We start from the raw sequence: 17,948 nt of genomic DNA, 5'->3' as shown, positions 1-17,948 counted from the left end.
CGCAAAACGCTGCGCGCTCAACCACTTGCGTGCTTGTCCGGCGGGTTATCAACAGGGCTGTCAACATAATCTGGGGATAACCCTAGGTTGGGCGCGGGTGTCCGATGTGGCGTCAGTGCTGCAGTTTCGCGTGGGCGAGATGCATGCCGAGCGTGCCGGGATCGGTGTTCGTGCCCGACAGCAGCACGCCGACGCGCTTGCCCTGCAGCGTTTCGCGCAGCGGGCCGAGCAGTGCCGCGAGCGCGGCCGCGCACGCCGGTTCGACCGACAGCTTCAGGTGCGAGAACAGGAACAGCATCGCGGCGCGCAGCGCGTCGTCGGACACGGTGACGATGCGGTCGATGTGGCGCCGGCACAGCTGGTAGCTGTATTCCTCCGTATGCGGCGCCATCAGCGAATCGGCGATGGTCTGCATCGCGCCCATCTTGATCGTGTGGTTCGCCGCGAAGCTGCGGCTCATCGCGTCAGCGCCTTCCGGCTCGACGCCGTACACGTGCACGCGCGGATTCGCGAGCCGCAGCGCGGTCGCCATGCCGGCCGCGAGCCCGCCGCCGCCGATCGGCACGATCACCGCGTCGAGGTCGGGCGTCTGCGTCGCCCATTCGTAGCCGAGCGTCGCGGTGCCGAGGATCGTGTGATAACCGTTGAACGGATGGATGAAGAAACGGCCTTCCTCGGCCTCGATGCGTCGCACGAGATCGAAGGCCTGCGATGCGCTGCCCGCGAGCACGACTTCCGCGTGGTACTGCTTGCATTGCGCGATGCGCGTCGGGCTCGCGGTGTGGAACATCACGACCTTCGCGCTGCTGCCGAGCCGCATCGCCGCATACGCGACGGCCGCCGCGTGATTGCCGGCCGACACGCAGGTGACGCCCGCGTTCTTGCGCGCCTCGTCGAGTGCGAGCAGGTGCGTGAACGCACCGCGCGCCTTGAAGCTGCCGCTCGCCTGCAACAGCTCGAACTTGAAGTTGACGTGCGTGCCCTCGAGGGACGGCAGGTCGGCGCGCTCGAACACGGGCGTGCGCGCGACCCACGGCGACAACGCGAAATGCTGCGCGGCGATTTCGTCGAGCGTCGGAATCGGCTCGCCGTCGATCGTCGTATGGGCGGTGCCCTGTTGTTCAGTCGACATGACGTGGCGGGTGGCGGAGTGGGCCGGCCCGCACACGCGGGCCGGCGTGGCGGGAGGCAGTCAGTGCGCGTCGACCGACATGCTGCGGATGAACTTGCGCAGGAACTGCTCGCAGGCGGCGAGCTGCGCAAGCTCGACGTACTCGTTCGGCTTGTGCGCCTGCTCGATGTTGCCGGGCCCGCACACGACGCTCGGGATGCCCGCGCGTGCGAACAGCCCGGCCTCGGTGCCGTACGCGACCTTGCGCTTGTCCTGGTCGGCCGTCAGCGCGCGCACGAGCTGCGTGATCGCGGCCTGTTCGGTCGCGTCGAGGCCGGGTGCCGCGGCGATCTTCGAGAACTCGATCGCGGCATTCGGATGCTCGCGCAGCATCTGCGGCAACAGCGTTTCCTGCGCATACGCTTCGATGCGCGTGAAGATCTGCTCGGGATCGAGCGTCGGCAGGTTGCGGAATTCGAAGTCGAAGCGGCACTCGGCCGGCACGGTGTTGATCGCGTTGCCGCCCTGGATCGTGCTTGTCTGCGCGGTCGTGAACGGCACGTCGTACAGTTCGTCGAACGGGCCTTCGGCACGGAAGCGCTCGGCGATGTCGCGGATATGGCAGATGAGGCGCGCCGCATACTCGATCGCGTTGAGCCCCTTCGGCGTCAGCGACGAGTGCGCCGCGTGGCCGCGCACGCAGCAGCGGTATGCGTTGATGCCCTTGTGCGCGATGATCGGCCGCATGCTGGTCGGCTCGCCGACGATGCAGCCGGACGGCTGCACGCCGCGCTTCACGAGGTCGGCGATCATCAGCGGCGCGCCCGCACAGCCGATTTCCTCGTCGTAGGACAGCGCGAAATGGATCGGCTTCGCGAGCTTCGTCGCCTGCATCTCGGGCAGCAGCGCGAGCGCCGCGCCGATGAAGCCCTTCATGTCACAGGTGCCGCGGCCGTACAGGCGGCCGTCGCGAATCTCCGGCGCGAACGGGTTGCTGTCCCATTGCTGGCCGTCGACCGGCACGACGTCGGTATGCCCCGACAGCACGATGCCGCCGTTGGTCGAGCCGTCGTGCGCGGGCACGGTCGCGAACAGGTTTGCCCAGCCTTCGCGCGGATCATGCGTGATCGTCGACGCGATGCCTTTCGCGGCGAGTGCGTCGCGCACCGTTTCGATCAGGCCGAGGTTCGGCACGCGGCTCGTCGTGTCCATCGACACCAGTTGCTTGACCCACGGCAGGCTGACGAGCGATTCGTCGCCCCGGGTTGCGGCGGACGGCGCCGTCGCGTCGAGAGTGGACATGGCAAAACTCCGTCGGATGAATGGGAAAATCATACTCAAAAACGCGCTGGCCCGCCTTCGTCGGGCGCGATGCGGTGCAGCAACGTCGCGCCCGTCGGTATCGCGTCAGCGCGCCGCGGCGGCCGCGCCCTGTTTCGGGCCGAGCGCGCGCAGCGTTTCCTTGATCGTCGACACGCGGATCGCGAGATCGGGCGAGCGCGTCTCGATGCGCAGCTTGTCCTGCCCCGCGAGCTTGATGTGGCGATGCTTCTGCACCATGTCGATGATCCGCATCGGATCGATCGGCGGATTCGGCTCGAACTGCAGCCCGATCGCGACTTCGCTCGCATCGATCTTCACGATGCCGAGCGGCTTCGCGGCGATCCGCAGCCGGTGTGTCTCGACGAGTGCATGCGCCTGCGGCGGCAGCTTGCCGAAGCGGTCGATCAGTTCCTCCTGGATGCCGTCGATCGCGTCGCCGTGCTCGCAGTTCGCGAGCCGCTTGTACAGCGACAGCCGCTCCTGCACGTCCGCGCAGTAGTCGGCCGGCAGGATCGCGGGCGCATGCAGGTTGATTTCCGTCGTCGCGGCGAGCGGGGCGGTGAGGTCGGGCTCCTTGCCGTTCTTCAGCGCCTTCACCGCGTCGTTCAGCATGTCCGTGTAGAGCTGGAAGCCGATCTCGTGGATCTCGCCCGACTGCTTGTCGCCGAGCACTTCGCCGGTGCCGCGGATCTCGAGGTCGTGCATCGCGAGATAGAAGCCCGAACCGAGTTCCTCCATCTGCTGGATCGCCTCGAGCCGGCGCTGCGCCTGCTTGGTGAGCGACTGCGGATCGTGGACCAGCAGGTACGCATAGGCCTGGTGGTGCGAGCGGCCGACACGGCCGCGCAGCTGGTGCAGCTGCGCGAGGCCGAACTTGTCCGCGCGGTGCATGATGATCGTGTTCGCGCTCGGCACGTCGATGCCGGTCTCGATGATGGTCGTGCACAGCAGCACGTTCGCGCGCTGCGCGACGAAATCGCGCATCACGCGTTCGAGTTCGCGCTCGTGCATCTGGCCGTGCGCGATCACGATGCGGGCCTCGGGCACGAGCGCCTCGAGCATCGCCTTGCGGTTCTCGATCGTCTCGACCTCGTTGTGCAGGAAATACACCTGGCCGCCGCGCTTTAGCTCGCGCAGCATCGCCTCGCGGATCACGCTTTCCTCCTCGCGCCGCACGAAGGTCTTGATCGCGAGCCGCTTCTGCGGCGCGGTCGCGATCACCGAGAAGTCGCGCAGCCCTTCGAGCGCCATCCCGAGCGTGCGCGGGATCGGCGTCGCGGTGAGCGTCAGCACGTCGACCTCCGCGCGCAGCGCCTTCAGCGCTTCCTTCTGGCGTACGCCGAAGCGGTGTTCCTCGTCGATGATCACGAGGCCGAGCCGCTTGAACTGCACGTCCGACGACAGCAGCTTGTGCGTACCGATCACGATGTCGACGCTGCCTTCGTTGATCTGCGCGATCGCCGCGTTCACTTCCTTCGCGGTCTTGAAGCGCGACAGCTCGACGATCCGCACCGGCCAGTCCGCGAAGCGGTCGGCGAAGGTCTGCGTGTGCTGCTCGGCGAGCAGCGTGGTCGGCGACAGCAGCGCGACCTGCTTGCCGCCCAGCACTGCGATGAACGCCGCGCGCAGCGCGACCTCGGTCTTGCCGAAGCCGACGTCGCCGCACACGAGGCGGTCCATCGGCTTGCCGCTCGTCATGTCGCCGATCACGGCCGCGATCGCCGCGGCCTGGTCGGGCGTTTCCTCGAAGCCGAAGCTTTCCGCGAATTTCACGTAATCGCGCGGGTCGAGCGAGAACGCGTGGCCTTCGCGGGCCGCGCGGCGCGCGTACAGGTTCAGCAGTTCGGCGGCCGTGTCGCGGATCTGCTGCGCGGCCTTGCGCTTCGCACGCTCCCACTGGCCGGAGCCGAGCGCGTGCAGCGGCGCGCTGTCGGGATCGGCGCCGCTGTAGCGCGAGATCACGTGCAGTTGCGCGACGGGCACGTAGAGTTTGCTGTCGCCCGCGTATTCGAGATGCAGGAATTCGGTCTCGCCTTCGCCGAGATCCATCGACACGAGGCCCATGTAGCGGCCGATGCCGTGCTGGGCATGGACGACCGGGTCGCCGACCTTCAGCTCCGACAGGTCGCGCACCATCGCGTCGACGTTGCTCGCCTGTTCCTGCCGCCGGCGGCCCGCGCGGCGGCCGAGCGCGCCGTACAGCTCGGTTTCGGTGACGAGCGCATAGCCTTCGCCCGGCACCGCGAAGCCGTTGGCGAGCGGCGCGACGCCGAGCGCGAAGCGTTCGTCGCTCGCGAGCCAGCCGGCGAAGTGGTCGTTCGACGCGGGGCGCAGGTGATGTTCGGCGAGCAGTTGCAGGATCGTCTCGCGGCGGCCGGCCGATTCGACCGTCAGCAGCACGCGCTTGCCCGACGATTCGACGAACGTGCGCAGCGACGCCAGCGGATCGTCCGCATGGCGGTCGACGGTGAGTTCCGGTAACGCGGTCGCCCAGCCGCCGGCCGGCTGCGCGGGCAGCACGACGCGCGCGAACGGCTTCGCGAACGCGAAGAAATCCTCGTCGGACAGGAACAGCCGCTGCGGCTCGAGGATCGGCCGCTCGCGATCGTGCGCCAGGAACGCGTGACGCTGCTTCGTGTCGGCGGTGAAGCGCCGGATCGACGCCTCGAGATCGCCGGTGAACACGAGGTGCGCGTCTTGCGGCAGGTAGTGGAACAGCGTGGCCGTTTCGTCGAAGAACAGCGGCAGGTAGTACTCGATGCCGGCCGACGGCACGCCGTTGCCGATGTCCTTGTAGATCGGCGCGCGGCTCGGGTCGCCTTCGAAGGTTTCGCGCCAGCGGCTGCGGAAGGCCGTGCGCGCGGCTTCGTCGAACGGGAACTCGCGGCCGGGCAGCAGGCGCACGTCGCGCACCGGGTAGAGGCTGCGCTGCGTGTCGGGATCGAACGCGCGGATCGAGTCGACCTGGTCGTCGAACAGGTCGATCCGGTACGGCAGCGGCGAGCCCATCGGGTACAGGTCGATCAGCGAGCCGCGTACGCAGTATTCGCCGGGCCGCACGACCTGGCTCACGTGCTCGTAGCCGGCCAGCGTCAATTGCGCCTTCAGCTTCGCCTCGTCGAGCCGCTCGCCCTGCGCGAACGCGAACGTGTACGCGGCCATGAACGATGCGGGCGGCATCCGGTACAGCGCGGTGGTCGCGGGCACGAGCAGGATGTCGCAACGGCCTTCGCCGAGATCGTGCAGCGTGGCGAGCCGCTCGGACACGAGGTCCTGGTGCGGCGAGAACGTGTCGTACGGCAGCGTTTCCCAGTCCGGCAGCAGGCGCACGCGCGCATCGGGCGAAAAGTAGCGGATTTCCTGCGACAGCCGTTGCGCGTCGACCGCGTTCGCACAGATCACCGCGAGGAGCGGCACGTCCTGGCGGTTGTCGGCGAGATAACGGGCGATGGCGAGCGCGTCGGCGGAGCCGTGCGTGCCGTCGAAGGTGAAGCGCTGGCCGGGTTTGACGCGCGCAACAGGCGAGGCGGACGGGGTGGAAGCGTTATCTGGCATAGGGACGACAGGGGTGGCGTGCACGGGCGCATCGCGGTGCGCCGGTCGAGACGAAAGACCTATTATAAAATCCGCTTCTCGATTTCATCTTTCCGGCGTTTCCCTTCGTGACTCCCCGACTTTTCGCCCTGATTCCCTGTGCCGGCACCGGCAGCCGTTCCGGCTCGGCCGTGCCGAAGCAATACCGCACGCTGGCCGGCCGCGCGCTGCTGCACTACACGCTCGCGGCGTTCGACGCGTGCAGCGAGTTCGCGCAGACGCTCGTCGTACTCGCGCCCGACGATTCCCATTTCGACGCGCGCCGCTTCGCGGGCCTGCGCTTCGCGGTGCGCCGTTGCGGCGGCGGCTCGCGGCAGGCGTCGGTGCTGAACGGGCTGCTCGAGCTGGCCGAATTCGGCGCGACCGACCAGGACTGGGTGCTCGTGCACGACGCGGCGCGCCCCGGCATCACGCCGGCGCTGATCCGCACGCTCGTCACGACGCTGAAGGACGACCCGGTCGGCGGCATCGTCGCGCTGCCGGTGGCCGATACGCTCAAGCGCGTGCCGGCCGGCGGCGACGCGATCGCGCGCACGGAGTCGCGCGACGCGCTGTGGCAGGCGCAGACGCCGCAGATGTTCCGCATCGGCATGCTGCGCGAGGCGATCCTGCGCGCGCAGCGCGAGGGCCACGACCTGACCGACGAAGCCAGCGCGATCGAATGGGCGGGCCACACGCCGCGCGTCGTGCAGGGCAGCCTGCGCAATTTCAAGGTCACGTACCCGGAAGATTTCGCGCTCGCGGAAGCGATCCTCGCGCGCCCCGCGAACGCTTCCTGACTTTCACCCCATCTCAATCGGAACACGCATGGATTTCAGAATCGGACAAGGCTACGACGTGCACCAGCTCGTCGAAGGGCGCCCCCTCATCATCGGCGGCGTGACGATTCCGTACGAGCGCGGCCTGCTCGGCCACTCGGACGCGGACGTGCTGCTGCACGCGATCACCGACGCGCTGTTCGGCGCGGCGGCGCTCGGCGACATCGGCCGCCATTTCTCCGACACGGACGCGGCGTTCAAGGGCGCGGACAGCCGCGTGCTGCTGCGCGCATGCGCCGAGCGCGTGAAGGCGGCCGGCTTCACGATCCAGAACGTCGACAGCACGGTGATCGCCCAGGCGCCGAAGCTCGCGCCGCACATCGACGGGATGCGCGCGAACATCGCGGCCGATCTCGGGCTGCCGCTCGATCGCGTCAACGTGAAGGCGAAGACCAACGAGAAGCTCGGCTACCTCGGCCGCGGCGAAGGCATCGAGGCGCAGGCCGCCGCGCTGCTGGTGAAGCAGGGCGGCTGACGGCGGCTGGCGGCGCGCGCGGTGCGCGCCGTACGCCGTCCCGCGGAAATGAAAAATGCCACGCATGAGCGTGGCATTTTCGTTTGAAGCGGGCGCCGCTTCCGGCATCGCTGCCGGTCGAGCGGTGCAGCAACCGCTTATTCGCCTTCGGCGGCGATCACTTGCGCGGTGGCGTTGATCACCGATGCGATGCGGCCGACATCGCGCAGCTGCGTGACGGTCATCCCTTGCTCGTTCTTCAGCAGCGCATAGTGCGACTTCACGCAGAAGTGGCACTTGCCGACGATCGACGCGGCGAGCGCGTACATCTCGAACTTGCGCTTGTCGACGCCGCCGTGCGTCGCATACGCGCCCATCCGCAGTTCGGCGCGCTGCGTCTTCAGGTCGGCGTCGTCGGCCATCTCGACATACGGATACCAGGTGTTGTTCATCCCCATCAGCGCGGCCGCCGTCAGCACGGCGTTCGTCTCTTCGGGCGACAGGACGCCGGCTTCGCGGATCGTCTTGATGAGCACCGTGCTCTTCGCCGCGATCGCAGCCGCCAGCGCTACGCCGACCGCGTCGGTGCCTTCGAGCGACGAGCGCGAGATCGTGCCATCGAGGTTCAGGCGAATGTCCTTCGCGTAGTCGGGGATGCGTGCCTTAATCGAGTCGATGAATTCCATTGATATCTCCTATGGGTTGGCCGTTAAAAAAGCCCGCAGGCAGGACGTGCGCCGCGGGCTTCGTGCATTGCTACGCTTACAGCGTTGCGCCGCCGACTGCGCGGTTGCACGGGCACAGTTCGTCCGTTTGCAGGCCGTCCAGAATGCGCAGGACTTCTTCCGGGCTGCGGCCGACGTTCAGGTTGTTCACCGAAACGTGCTGGATCGTGTTGTCCGGATCGACGATGAACGTTGCACGCAGGGCCACGCCGGCTTCCTTGTCGCGCACGCCGAGCTGGTCGATCAGCTCGCCCTTGACGTCGCCGAACGAGTAGTGGTTCAGCTTGTCGAGGTCCTTGTGTTCACGGCGCCATGCGAGCTTGACGAATTCGTTGTCCGAGCTGCCGCCGAGCAGGACGGCATCGCGCTCTTCGAACTGCTTCGTGAGCTTCGCGAATTCAACGATTTCCGTCGGGCACACGAACGTGAAATCCTTCGGATAGAAGTAGATGATCTTCCACTTGCCCGGGAACGACGCTTCGGTGACGGTCTCGAATGCCGACTGGCCGTTTTCCTCGTGATTGTTGAAGCCCGGCTTCGCGGCTACGACGGTGAAAGCTTCGAGTTTATCGCCCACGGTTTTCATGCGGATACTCCTGTGTGAGTTGGGAAGAAGACTGAGTCAAGCTACCTCGGTGCTGCAACGATGATGTGACAGCATGAGTAAAACTATAACACTATTAGTAAAGCGCTTCAATAGATTTTGGCTAACGATCTTCATAGCTTTTTTCAACCGGATCGATAGTGTGCGGCGCAAGAAGCGTGCGCGAGCGCGTCACGCAGTCGCACGTGCCTTGCCGGCACCGGGGAATTCGAGCGTGACTTCGAGACCCGCTTCGGGGTTCCGGTTGCGCAGGCGCAGCGCGCCGCGATAGCGGCCGACGAGCCGCAGCACGATCGCCATCCCGAGGCCCGTGCCGTCCGCCTTGGTGCGTGCGGTGTCGACGCGGTAGAACGGCCGCATCACGAGCGGCAGCTGATCCTCGGGGATGCCGGGGCCTTCGTCGCTCACCGACAGCTCGACGCGCGCATGCGACACGCGGGTCTCGACCGTGATGCGCGAGATGCCGTCCTGCTTGCTCTGGCCGTACTTGCGCGCGTTCTCGACGAGGTTGCCGATCACGCGGCGCATGTCGGTCTCGTCGGCCTCGATGACCGCGCTTGGCGCGAGCCGCGTGCGGATCTCGACGCCGTCCTCGCCCGAGACGCGCGCGGCGACTTCATGCGCGATCGACGACAGGTCGACCGGCTCGGGCTTGCGCTGCGACGGGCGCGCGTAGTCGATGAAGGCCGCGATGATGCGATCCATCTGCTCGATGTCGTCGACCATCGCGTCCTTGGTCGCCTGGTCGGACGGACTCATCTCGGTTTCGAGCCGCAGCCGCGCGAGCGGCGTGCGCAGGTCGTGCGAGATGCCCGCGAGCATCAGTGCGCGGTCGGCCTCGAGCTGCTCGAGGTCGCGCACCATCTGGTTGAAGCTGCGATTGGTCTCGGCCGCGACGCCCATTCCGCGCTCCGGCAGCAGTTCGGGCGTTTGGCCCGAGCCGATCTGCCGCGCGGCGAGCGCGAGCCGCGAGAACGGCCGGTTCACGAGGCTCGTGATGAATGCGGAGCCGAATAGCGACAGCGCAAGCGCGAACAGCCCCCAGCCGGCCCACTGCAGGCCCGTGACGTTGTCGAGCTGGTCGCGGTCGAGCGCGACCCAGTAATCGTCGTCGTCGATCTTGAAGCTGATCCACACGCCGGGAATGTCGTTGACCGATTGCGCGATCACGGTATCGTCGCCGAGGCGGCTGCGGATGTCGTGTTCGATCAGGCGGTTCAGCGATTCGTCGGGCTGCAGCTTGAACTTGTCGGTTTTCTCGCGCGGGTACACGCGCACGCCCTCGTTGCTCTCCAGATCCTGCAGCAGCGCGCGCCGCAGATCGGGATCGGAATAGAGCAGGGCGGTGCGCGTGAGCTTCACGACCGCGACGAGCTGGAGAGCCACGCGCTGCGCACGCGGCTCGCGCTCGATCACGCGAAAGCTCTGGAACCACGCGGCGAGACTGACCGAGATCAGCAGCGCGATCAGCAGGAAGGTGCGCCAGAACAGCCCGCCGAACGCGAGCTGCAGGAGGCGCCGGTCGATACGCATGGGACGGGCCGTGGGCGGGCGAAACCGGAAAGGAAAAAGATCAGGCGGCGCCGTCCGGGATGAACACGTAGCCGAGGCCCCAGACAGTCTGGATAAAGCGCGGGCTGCCCGGATCCGGTTCGATCAGCTTGCGCAGGCGCGAGATCTGCACGTCGAGGCTGCGGTCGAACACTTCGTATTCGCGGCCGCGCGCGAGCTCCATCAGCTTTTCGCGCGACAGCGGCTGGCGCGGATGGCGGGCGAACACCTTCAGCACCGAGAATTCGCCGGTCGTCAGCGGAATTTCCTGGCCCGACTTCGTCAGCGTGCGCGTGGCGAGGTTCAGCGAGAATTCGCCGAATTCGAACACTTCGGTGGTTTCCGACGGTGCGCCCGGCAGTTCGGCCGGCGCCTGGCGGCGCAGCACCGCATGAATGCGCGCGACGAGTTCGCGCGGGTTGAACGGCTTCGGCAGGTAATCGTCGGCGCCCATCTCGAGGCCGACGATGCGGTCGACATCCTCGCCCTTCGCGGTGAGCATGATGATCGGCGTGCGGTCGTTGCTGCCGCGCAGGCGGCGGCAGATCGACAGCCCGTCTTCACCCGGCAGCATCAGGTCGAGCACGAGCAGGTCGAAACGCTCGCGTACCCAGAGCTTGTTCATCGCGGTCGCGTTTTCCGCGACGTATACGTTGAAACCCTGCTCGCCGAGATAGCGGCGCAGCAGGTCGCGCAGGCGAGGGTCGTCGTCGACGACGAGAATCTTGGAGGGGTTTTTCGTTTCCATGATCGGCATCTTATCGCGAATGGGAATTGACGCACGGTCACGTATTTTCGTGCGTTACAGTCGGTTACAAAATTTACCCGTAGTGTCGCGCCGAGTAAAGGCAGGCTATAGAGATTCCTTTACTCGAAGCCGAAATTCGGTAGATACTCCCCTGCACTCCATCATTCATCTTTGTACACCCGATTTCCGCAGGGTTTTTCAAGTACCAGAGGTAGCCGGTTGCCGCGTGACGAAGGGAACAAATCGACCAAAGAAGCGAGGACGGTCATGCGATCTGCCCGGATTGCACTGATGCTGACGATCGCGCTCGCCGGTCCGTATGCGTCGAACTTCGCGTATGCGCAGCGCCCCGAGCAGGGCGCACCGTCGCGCAAGCTGCCGCGCGGCAAAGCGCCGCAGTCCGACCGTACCGCCGAGATGACGGTTCGTTCCGCCGTGCCCCCCGATCTCGAGCAGCACCGCCGCGACGGGCACATGACGCCCGAGGAGCGGCACTTGCTGCGCCAGCACATCGAAGACGCCGTTCGCGAGTTGTACAAGCGCTGATACGCGCCGTCTTTCGCCCCCGTGGACTTTCCCCTCGGAAAGAATTCGTAGCACTTTTTCCGTCAACTTTCGCCCACCGAATGCCGTTGTACCGGCATCCGCACCGCCGGTGCGTTCCGGGAGTCCATGACGATGAAAGCGAACGCTGCCGCACCGGCGCCGTCGCCTGCCATGCAGTCGCCGCTCGATGCCGACGACGCACTGTTTTTCCTGAGCCGCACCGGATTCTCTCCCGCGCCCGCCGACGTCGGACGCATCGTCGGCATGACGCGCGCACAGGTCGTGGCCGACACGCTCGGCCGCGTGCGCCGTGAACCCGTGACGACGTGGCCCGACTGGATCGCCGAACTGCCGCCGACGCGCGCGCAGCGCCAGGCGCTGACGCCCGACATGCGGCGCGACGAGCAGCGCGAGCGCAACGTCCGCTACGATGCGTTGCGCGCGGCCTGGATCAACGAGATGGTCGTCACGCCGTCGCCGCTGACCGAGCGCATGACGCTGTTCTGGCATGGGCACTTCACGTCGGGGCAGGACAAGGTGCCTTACCCGCAGACGATGGCCGCGCAGAACGCGCTGTTTCGCCGCGAGGCGCTCGGCAATTTCGGCACGCTGCTGCACGCGGTCGCGAAGGATCCGGCGATGCTGCAGTATCTCGACGGCGCGAGCAATCGCAAGGGGCGTCCGAACGAGAATTTCGCGCGCGAGGTGATGGAGCTGTTCACGCTCGGCGAGGGCCATTACACGCAATACGACGTGACCGAGGCCGCACGAGCGATGACGGGCTGGACGGTCGATCCCGATACGCTGCGCTTCGAGGTGCGGCCCGAAGCGCACGATACCGGTGACAAGACGATACTCGGTGAAACGGGGCCGTTCGACGGCGACGGCTTTCTCGACATCCTGCTCAAGCGGCCGGGCACCGCGCGCTTCATCGCCGGCAAGCTGTGGCGCGAGTTCGTATCCGATACGCCCGATCCGGGCGCGCTCGATACGGTGGCCGAACGGTTCCGCGCGAGCGGCTACGACATTCGCACGGCGCTTGCCGCGCTGTGGTCGACCGATGCGTTCTGGGATCCGCGCAACCGCGGCGTGCTCGTCAAGTCGCCGGTGGAATTCGTCGTCGGGTCGGTACGGCTGTTCGACGTGGCGTACGGCGACCCGCAGATGCTCGCGAACACCGTGCGCACGCTCGGGCAGAACCTGTTTTATCCGCCGAACGTGAAAGGCTGGCCGGGCGGCGCGCTGTGGATCAACAGCACCACGCTGCTGTCGCGCAAGCAGTTCGTCGAGCAGTTGTTCCGCGCGACGGAGACGGCCGGCATGCACCCGCCCGCGCATCCGATGGCGCCGCCGCCGAATGCGCGTGCGCATGCGATGCCGGTGGTCGATGCGGCGTCCGCGGCCGGCATGCGCGGCACGCCGGCGAAGCCCGCGCGCGGCGGCCTGCGGTTCGACCTCGAACGCTGGCTCGCGCAATATCGAGCGCGACCGCAGGCGATAGCGGGATTGTCGACCGAGCTTCAACTGCAGCACGCGGTGCTGCAACTGTCGCCGGTCGCCGCAATCGACACGGATTCGACCGGCAGCGCGTATCTCGAGGCGCTGCTGATGGATCCGGCCTATCAACTGAAATGAAGCAAACGACGACGAAGCGGGGCGCCGCAGCGGCAAAGGTGTCGGACGGCGAACCAAAGGATGCGCGATGAACCGACGTGATTTTCTGACGCTGACGGGCGCCGCCGCCGCGGCCGGCGTGTCGATGTGGCAAGCGCCCGCGATGGCGGCGGCCGCGACGCAGGCGGGGCGGCAACCGGCGACAGGCTATGCGAACGTGCTGATCCTCGTCGAGCTGAAGGGCGGCAACGACGGGCTCAATACCGTGGTGCCGTACACGGACCCGCTGTACTACCAGTTTCGGCGCAGCATCGGCATCAAGCGCGAGCAGGTGCTTCAGCTCGATGCGCATACGGGGCTGCACCCGTCGCTTGCGCCGCTGATGCCGCTGTGGCGCGACGGGCAGGTCGCGGTCGTGCAGGGCGTCGGCTATCCGCAGCCGAACCTGTCGCATTTCCGCTCGATCGAGATCTGGGATACCGCATCGCGCTCGGACCAGTACCTGCACGAGGGCTGGCTCACGCGCACGTTCGCGCAGGCGCCGGTGCCGCCCGGTTTCGCGGCGGACGGCGTCGTGCTCGGCAGTGCCGAGATGGGGCCGCTGTCGAACGGTGCGCGTGCGATCGCGCTCGTCAATCCCGCGCAGTTCATCCGCGCGGCGCGGCTCGCCGAGCCGTCGTCGCTGCGCGAGCAGAACCCGGCGCTTGCGCACATCATCGACGTCGAGAACGACATCGTGAAGGCGGCCGACCGGCTGCGCCCGCGCGGCGGCATGCGCGAGTTCCGGACGGCTTTCCCGGCCGGCGCGTTCGGCACGTCGGTGAAGACCGCGATGCAGGTGCTGGCCGCGTGCGAGGCGTCCGGGCCTGGCGCGCAGGATGGCGTCGCGGTGCTGCGCCTGACGCTCAACGGCTTCGACACGCACCAGAACCAGCCGGGGCAGCAGGCTGCGTTGCTCAAGCAGTTTGCGGAAGGGATGAGTGCGATGCGCGGCGCGCTGATCGAGCTCGGCCGCTGGAACCAGACGCTCGTGATGACGTATGCGGAATTCGGGCGGCGGGTGCGCGAGAACCAGAGCAACGGCACCGATCACGGCACGGCCGCGCCGCATTTCGTGATGGGCGGCCGTGTGGCCGGCGGGCTGTACGGTGCGCCGCCGGCGCTCGGCCGGCTCGACGGCAACGGCAACCTGCCGGTCGCGGTCGATTTCCGCCAGCTCTATGCGACCGTGCTCGGGCCGTGGTGGGGGCTCGATGCGACGCGCGTGCTGCAGCAGCGCTTCGATACGCTGCCGCTGTTGAAGGCGTGACGCGTGAGGGTCAGCGGCGGCGCGATGCGCGCCACGCGATCCACAGCTTGCGGATCGGCGTCAGCGCGATGCGCTGGTGCAGCACCTGGTAGCCGTCGCGCTCGATTTCGTCGAGCAGCGCGCCGGCCAGTGCGATCTGCGCGCGCAGCGTGCGCTGTGCGCGGCGTTCGGTTGACGGGATCGCCGCTCCGGCCGCCGCGAGCGCTTCACGCGCGCGGGCCGTCTGGAATTGCAGCAATTCGGTGAAGGCCGGGCTGTAGCGGCCATTCAGCAGATCGGCCGCGGTCACGTTGTAGCGCTGCAGTTCGTCGATTGGCAAATAGATGCGGCCGTGGCGCGCATCGTTGCCGAGTTCCTGGACGAACTGCGCGAGCATCAGCGCGCGGCCGGCGTCGGCGGCCCACGGCTGCGGGTCGGCCGGGTTCGCGGAACTTGCGCGCGCAACCAGTGACGCGAACGTGCCGCCGACTTGCGTGATGTAGCGCTGCAGGTTGGCGAAATCGAGGTAGCGCGCCTGTTCGAGGTCCATCCCGTAGCCGTTGACGAGCGTGCGCAACGCGTCGGCCTCGGCGGCGATCGCCGGATGATGCTGCGCAAGCGCCTTCGTGACGGGGTGCGACGGCTGCCCGTCGGCCAGCGCGGCGAGTTCCTTGTGCCACCATGCGAGCTTCGTGTGTCCGACGGTCGGGTCGCTGGTTTCCTTGACGGTTTCCTCCAGTTCGCGGCGCAGCGCGAACAGCGCCGTCAGGCGCGGCTGCGTGGCGAGCGGCGCCTGCCGCAGTGCGTAGTAGACGCTGGAGCCCGCAGGGGCGGCCTTTTGCTGACAGTAGTCGTCGAAGTTCACGGGCGGAATCGGGTGGGGGCGGGTTCGGGGCACGCGCGGCGGCGCGGTGCCGAAACGTCGAGCGCGGCATTCTAGCATCGCTGCACGACGGGTGCCGGCGGGGCGAGACAAGGCCGCACGGATCGGGTAGAATCTCGCGCTCGCCTGATCGGGCGTGCCGGTTTTCGGGCCGGCATGAAGTCCCGGGCGCGTGGCGCATGCTTCTTGCGTGCCGCGCGGTCAGGCGACAGGAATGCGCGTGAGTGGCGAAATTGGTAGACGCACCAGGTTTAGGTCCTGACGCCCGCAAGGGTGTGCCGGTTCGAGTCCGGCCTCACGCACCAACTCAAGTTCCGGTTTGTTCCCGGGAACTCTTGAAACCCGCGACAGCTCAAGGCTTCGCGGGTTTTTTCATTCTGCGAAGTTCCGGTCATTACCGGTTGAAGCTGGGGGCAAGTTGGGGCAACATTGGGGATAACATCGAAGTGCATCCCGTTCCAGTCATGGAGTTGCCCCCATGCCGCTGACCGATACCGCTATCAAGAATGCCAAGCCTGCCGCGAAGCCTACGCGTTTGTTCGACGGTGGCGGCTTGTACCTCGAAATTTCTCCCGCTGGTGGGAAGTGGTGGCGATTGAAGTACCGCTTCGGCGGCAAGGAAAAGCGGATTTCTCTTGGGGTCTATCCCGATGTCTCGCTACAAACGGCGCGCAAGCGCCGCGCCGAGGCGCGCGAGCGTCTCGCGGGAGGGGCTGATCCGGGAGAGGTGAAGAAGGCGGACAAGCGCGCCGCCAAGCTGGCAGCGTCGAATTCATTCGAGGCTGTCGCGCTAGCTTGGATGGAGGAGCGCCGCGCTTCGGTCGAACCCGCGCAGTACGAAAAGACGCTGGCGCGGTACAGGAATGATGTGTTCCCGTGGATCGGCAAGCGGCCAATCGCCGAGATCGACGCGCCGGAGGTGCTTACGCTGCTCAAGCGTATTGATTCGCGAGGTGCGCGCTATACGGCTCATCGAGTACGTGCGGAACTCAGTCAGGCGTTCCGATATGGCATCAAGGAAGGTTACTGTAAGGCCGATCCGGCACGTGACCTGCTTGGAGCAATTCCATCGACACGCACGATTCACTTCGCCTCGATCACCGAGCCGATCAAGGTGGGCGAAATGCTACGCGCGTTCGACGGCTTCACCGGTACTTTTCCCGTTCTCTGCGCGCTCAAACTGGCCCCTCTGCTGTTCGTACGCCCCGGTGAGCTGCGGAAGGCTGAATGGTCGCAACTCGATCTTGACAAGGCCGAGTGGCGTTATCTCGTTACGAAGACAAAGACTGATCATCTCGTGCCGCTTGCGACTCAGGCGGTCGCGATTCTCCGTGACTTGCACTCGCTGACCGGAAGCGGTCGCTACTTGTTTCCTGGCGCGCGCGATCGGAATCGCCCGATGAGCGATGCCGCTATCAATGCCGCGCTGCGTCGACTCGGCTACGACACACGTACAGAAATAACGGGACACGGATTCCGCGCGATGGCCAGAACGATCCTCCATGAGGAACTTGAGCAGAAGCCGGAAGTAATCGAGCATCAACTCGCGCACGCGGTTCCTGATGTGCTCGGCGGCGCATATAACCGGACGCGGTTCATCAAAGAACGCCGGGCGATGATGCAGAAGTGGGCCGACTACCTCGACCGGCTCAAGACGGGCTCCGCAGTCACTGTTCCGTAGGGATGTGCACTCGGACAATTCGCGGCCATGCCGATAACCGGAAGCTTTGCTGCCGGATGCTCGACATTGGCGGCTATCGGAGCGAAGCAATCATGGTCTGGACGAAACCAAGCACGTCGGATCAGAAGCTTGATCCAAACCTTGCGGCTATCAATCTCGACTCCGCCCGTTTACTTTTAGGCAAATGGCGAATACCCGCTGCGGCGCGATTATGCCGGTCATAGCAAAAGCCCGCGGATCTGCTTTGCATTGGTGCGCGTCGCGAGCTTTCCTGCCGGCCACAACGGTCATCGGCGTCGCTCAGGCCGGGGAAGCGCCGCATAGTCAAAATTCACGAATGGGTCATCCATATTCCTTAATTCCTGCCACTCGAATTCATATCTATCAGCGGCTGGCCAATCTTCCGGAAATCTTATTCGTAACGAGCAACCAATCGAGGGATCCATGCCATCGTTCCCCTCATAGTAGTAGTCAGCACCCATCACGCCGATGCCCTTGGAACCCGGCCCATAATCCTCGTCCATGAATTGTGCGGACAATAAGACGTTCAGCCCGCAATAGGCGTCGAGCAACGCGTCAAAGGTTGCCAAATGGAAGTTTTCATGTCGGTTATGCTTTGCTTTGTTGTATGCGCGATACCAACCAAGGCGACCGTCTTCCTCCGACCATGGAAGAAACGGTCGACGTGTTCCACGATCTCCCGTCCAGCCGGGAATCCGAACCTGGAATGACGAAAGTCTGTGTGACGTATTAATCAGCTTGTAGTCGTTGATGTTGAACCGTGTGTCATTATCACCGAATCCATTGTCCAAGAAGATTGCGGTGAAGTTTGCCTCTACCTCAATGCATGCTCTAATCAGCAACTGCTGGATACGGTGAGAGTAGGTATTGAGGTTCGCGTCGCTCGGCTCGACATACGAAAAGAGGTCGAGGATATCCTCCTGAAGCAGCAGGAACGCGCGAACGTAGTGGCGTGGGTCTGTCGCATATTTCGGGTGCAAGAGATAC

Annotated in this window: 15 protein-coding genes and 1 tRNA gene; 7 read left to right on the top strand and 9 right to left on the bottom strand. The window is 65.9% G+C overall.

Translation table 11 applies throughout. From position 1 onward, the window contains the following. Positions 1 to 112 precede the first annotated feature (112 nt). The 3 genes from U5798_RS32720 to mfd form a co-directional block, all read right to left on the bottom strand. Entirely contained in the window at positions 113 to 1,132 is a 1,020-nt protein-coding gene (locus U5798_RS32720) for a threonine/serine dehydratase (RefSeq protein ID WP_322084404.1), read from the bottom strand. Between the two features lie 60 nt (positions 1,133 to 1,192). Next, positions 1,193 to 2,413, bottom strand: coding sequence for an acetylornithine deacetylase (argE, locus tag U5798_RS32715; RefSeq protein WP_322084403.1), 1,221 nt, complete (start codon positions 2,411 to 2,413; stop codon positions 1,193 to 1,195). A gap of 105 nt (positions 2,414 to 2,518) precedes the next feature. Beyond that, positions 2,519 to 5,989, bottom strand: a complete 3,471-nt coding sequence (mfd, locus tag U5798_RS32710) for a transcription-repair coupling factor (RefSeq protein ID WP_322084402.1) — start codon at positions 5,987 to 5,989, stop codon at positions 2,519 to 2,521. Between the two features lie 107 nt (positions 5,990 to 6,096). Here mfd and ispD point away from each other — a divergent pair, with 107 nt between their 5' ends. Both ispD and ispF read left to right on the top strand, forming a co-directional pair. Beyond that, positions 6,097 to 6,807 carry a 2-C-methyl-D-erythritol 4-phosphate cytidylyltransferase gene (ispD, locus tag U5798_RS32705; RefSeq protein ID WP_124450477.1) on the top strand — a complete coding sequence of 237 codons (711 nt, stop codon included), beginning with the start codon at positions 6,097 to 6,099 and terminating at the stop codon, positions 6,805 to 6,807. A 28-nt stretch (positions 6,808 to 6,835) separates the two neighbouring features. Next, positions 6,836 to 7,321 (top strand): 2-C-methyl-D-erythritol 2,4-cyclodiphosphate synthase, encoded by a 486-nt coding sequence (ispF, locus tag U5798_RS32700; RefSeq protein WP_034188783.1) that lies wholly within the window; start codon positions 6,836 to 6,838, stop codon positions 7,319 to 7,321. Between the two features lie 137 nt (positions 7,322 to 7,458). Here the strand turns inward: ispF and U5798_RS32695 are convergent, their stop codons facing one another. The 4 genes from U5798_RS32695 to ompR form a co-directional block, all read right to left on the bottom strand. Then, complete coding sequence (locus tag U5798_RS32695; protein WP_322084401.1) at positions 7,459 to 7,986, bottom strand: carboxymuconolactone decarboxylase family protein; 528 nt, start codon at positions 7,984 to 7,986, stop codon at positions 7,459 to 7,461. Between the two features lie 76 nt (positions 7,987 to 8,062). Beyond that, positions 8,063 to 8,611: a peroxiredoxin gene (locus U5798_RS32690; protein ID WP_006478563.1), complete on the bottom strand. Its 549-nt coding sequence runs from the start codon at positions 8,609 to 8,611 to the stop codon at positions 8,063 to 8,065. Between the two features lie 189 nt (positions 8,612 to 8,800). Next, a complete protein-coding gene (locus U5798_RS32685; RefSeq protein ID WP_124450475.1) occupies positions 8,801 to 10,162 on the bottom strand; it encodes an ATP-binding protein in 1,362 nt (453 codons plus the stop codon). A 40-nt stretch (positions 10,163 to 10,202) separates the two neighbouring features. Continuing rightward, complete coding sequence (gene ompR, locus U5798_RS32680; protein WP_006478565.1) at positions 10,203 to 10,937, bottom strand: two-component system response regulator OmpR; 735 nt, start codon at positions 10,935 to 10,937, stop codon at positions 10,203 to 10,205. 258 nt (positions 10,938 to 11,195) lie between these two features. Here ompR and U5798_RS32675 point away from each other — a divergent pair, with 258 nt between their 5' ends. From U5798_RS32675 to U5798_RS32665, 3 genes are all read left to right on the top strand, one after another. Then, positions 11,196 to 11,474 (top strand): hypothetical protein, encoded by a 279-nt coding sequence (locus U5798_RS32675; RefSeq protein WP_124450473.1) that lies wholly within the window; start codon positions 11,196 to 11,198, stop codon positions 11,472 to 11,474. A 132-nt stretch (positions 11,475 to 11,606) separates the two neighbouring features. After that, a complete protein-coding gene (locus tag U5798_RS32670) occupies positions 11,607 to 13,109 on the top strand; it encodes a DUF1800 domain-containing protein (RefSeq protein ID WP_322084400.1) in 1,503 nt (500 codons plus the stop codon). 67 nt (positions 13,110 to 13,176) lie between these two features. Beyond that, entirely contained in the window at positions 13,177 to 14,397 is a 1,221-nt protein-coding gene (locus U5798_RS32665; protein ID WP_124450469.1) for a DUF1501 domain-containing protein, read from the top strand. A 10-nt stretch (positions 14,398 to 14,407) separates the two neighbouring features. Here the strand turns inward: U5798_RS32665 and hpnD are convergent, their stop codons facing one another. Beyond that, positions 14,408 to 15,241 (bottom strand): presqualene diphosphate synthase HpnD, encoded by an 834-nt coding sequence (gene hpnD, locus U5798_RS32660; RefSeq protein ID WP_124450467.1) that lies wholly within the window; start codon positions 15,239 to 15,241, stop codon positions 14,408 to 14,410. A gap of 236 nt (positions 15,242 to 15,477) precedes the next feature. On the opposite strand from hpnD, the gene U5798_RS32655 reads away from it, so the two are divergent. After that, positions 15,478 to 15,564: transfer RNA gene (locus tag U5798_RS32655), tRNA-Leu, on the top strand. A 173-nt stretch (positions 15,565 to 15,737) separates the two neighbouring features. Then, positions 15,738 to 16,940, top strand: coding sequence for a tyrosine-type recombinase/integrase (locus tag U5798_RS32650; RefSeq protein WP_322084399.1), 1,203 nt, complete (start codon positions 15,738 to 15,740; stop codon positions 16,938 to 16,940). A gap of 287 nt (positions 16,941 to 17,227) precedes the next feature. Here the strand turns inward: U5798_RS32650 and U5798_RS32645 are convergent. After that, the coding region (locus tag U5798_RS32645) for a hypothetical protein (protein ID WP_322084398.1) at positions 17,228 to 17,948 on the bottom strand (721 nt) is incomplete at its 5' end.

Origin of the sequence: Burkholderia sp. BCC1972, assembly GCF_905339605.1 — a bacterium.
Lineage (GTDB): Bacteria > Pseudomonadota > Gammaproteobacteria > Burkholderiales > Burkholderiaceae > Burkholderia.
The sequence above is the reverse complement of the archived record's forward strand: the minus strand, read 5'-3'. Positions and strand labels throughout refer to the sequence as shown.

Coding starts and splice junctions, on each gene's coding strand:
- U5798_RS32720 (WP_322084404.1), bottom strand. CDS start 1,132: ATGTCGACTGAACAACAGGGCACCGCCCATACGACGATCGACGGCGAG.
- argE (WP_322084403.1), bottom strand. CDS start 2,413: ATGTCCACTCTCGACGCGACGGCGCCGTCCGCCGCAACCCGGGGCGAC.
- mfd (WP_322084402.1), bottom strand. CDS start 5,989: ATGCCAGATAACGCTTCCACCCCGTCCGCCTCGCCTGTTGCGCGCGTC.
- ispF (WP_034188783.1), top strand. CDS start 6,836: ATGGATTTCAGAATCGGACAAGGCTACGACGTGCACCAGCTCGTCGAA.
- U5798_RS32695 (WP_322084401.1), bottom strand. CDS start 7,986: ATGGAATTCATCGACTCGATTAAGGCACGCATCCCCGACTACGCGAAG.
- U5798_RS32690 (WP_006478563.1), bottom strand. CDS start 8,611: ATGAAAACCGTGGGCGATAAACTCGAAGCTTTCACCGTCGTAGCCGCG.
- U5798_RS32685 (WP_124450475.1), bottom strand. CDS start 10,162: ATGCGTATCGACCGGCGCCTCCTGCAGCTCGCGTTCGGCGGGCTGTTC.
- ompR (WP_006478565.1), bottom strand. CDS start 10,937: ATGCCGATCATGGAAACGAAAAACCCCTCCAAGATTCTCGTCGTCGAC.
- U5798_RS32675 (WP_124450473.1), top strand. CDS start 11,196: ATGCGATCTGCCCGGATTGCACTGATGCTGACGATCGCGCTCGCCGGT.
- U5798_RS32670 (WP_322084400.1), top strand. CDS start 11,607: ATGAAAGCGAACGCTGCCGCACCGGCGCCGTCGCCTGCCATGCAGTCG.
- U5798_RS32665 (WP_124450469.1), top strand. CDS start 13,177: ATGAACCGACGTGATTTTCTGACGCTGACGGGCGCCGCCGCCGCGGCC.
- U5798_RS32650 (WP_322084399.1), top strand. CDS start 15,738: ATGCCGCTGACCGATACCGCTATCAAGAATGCCAAGCCTGCCGCGAAG.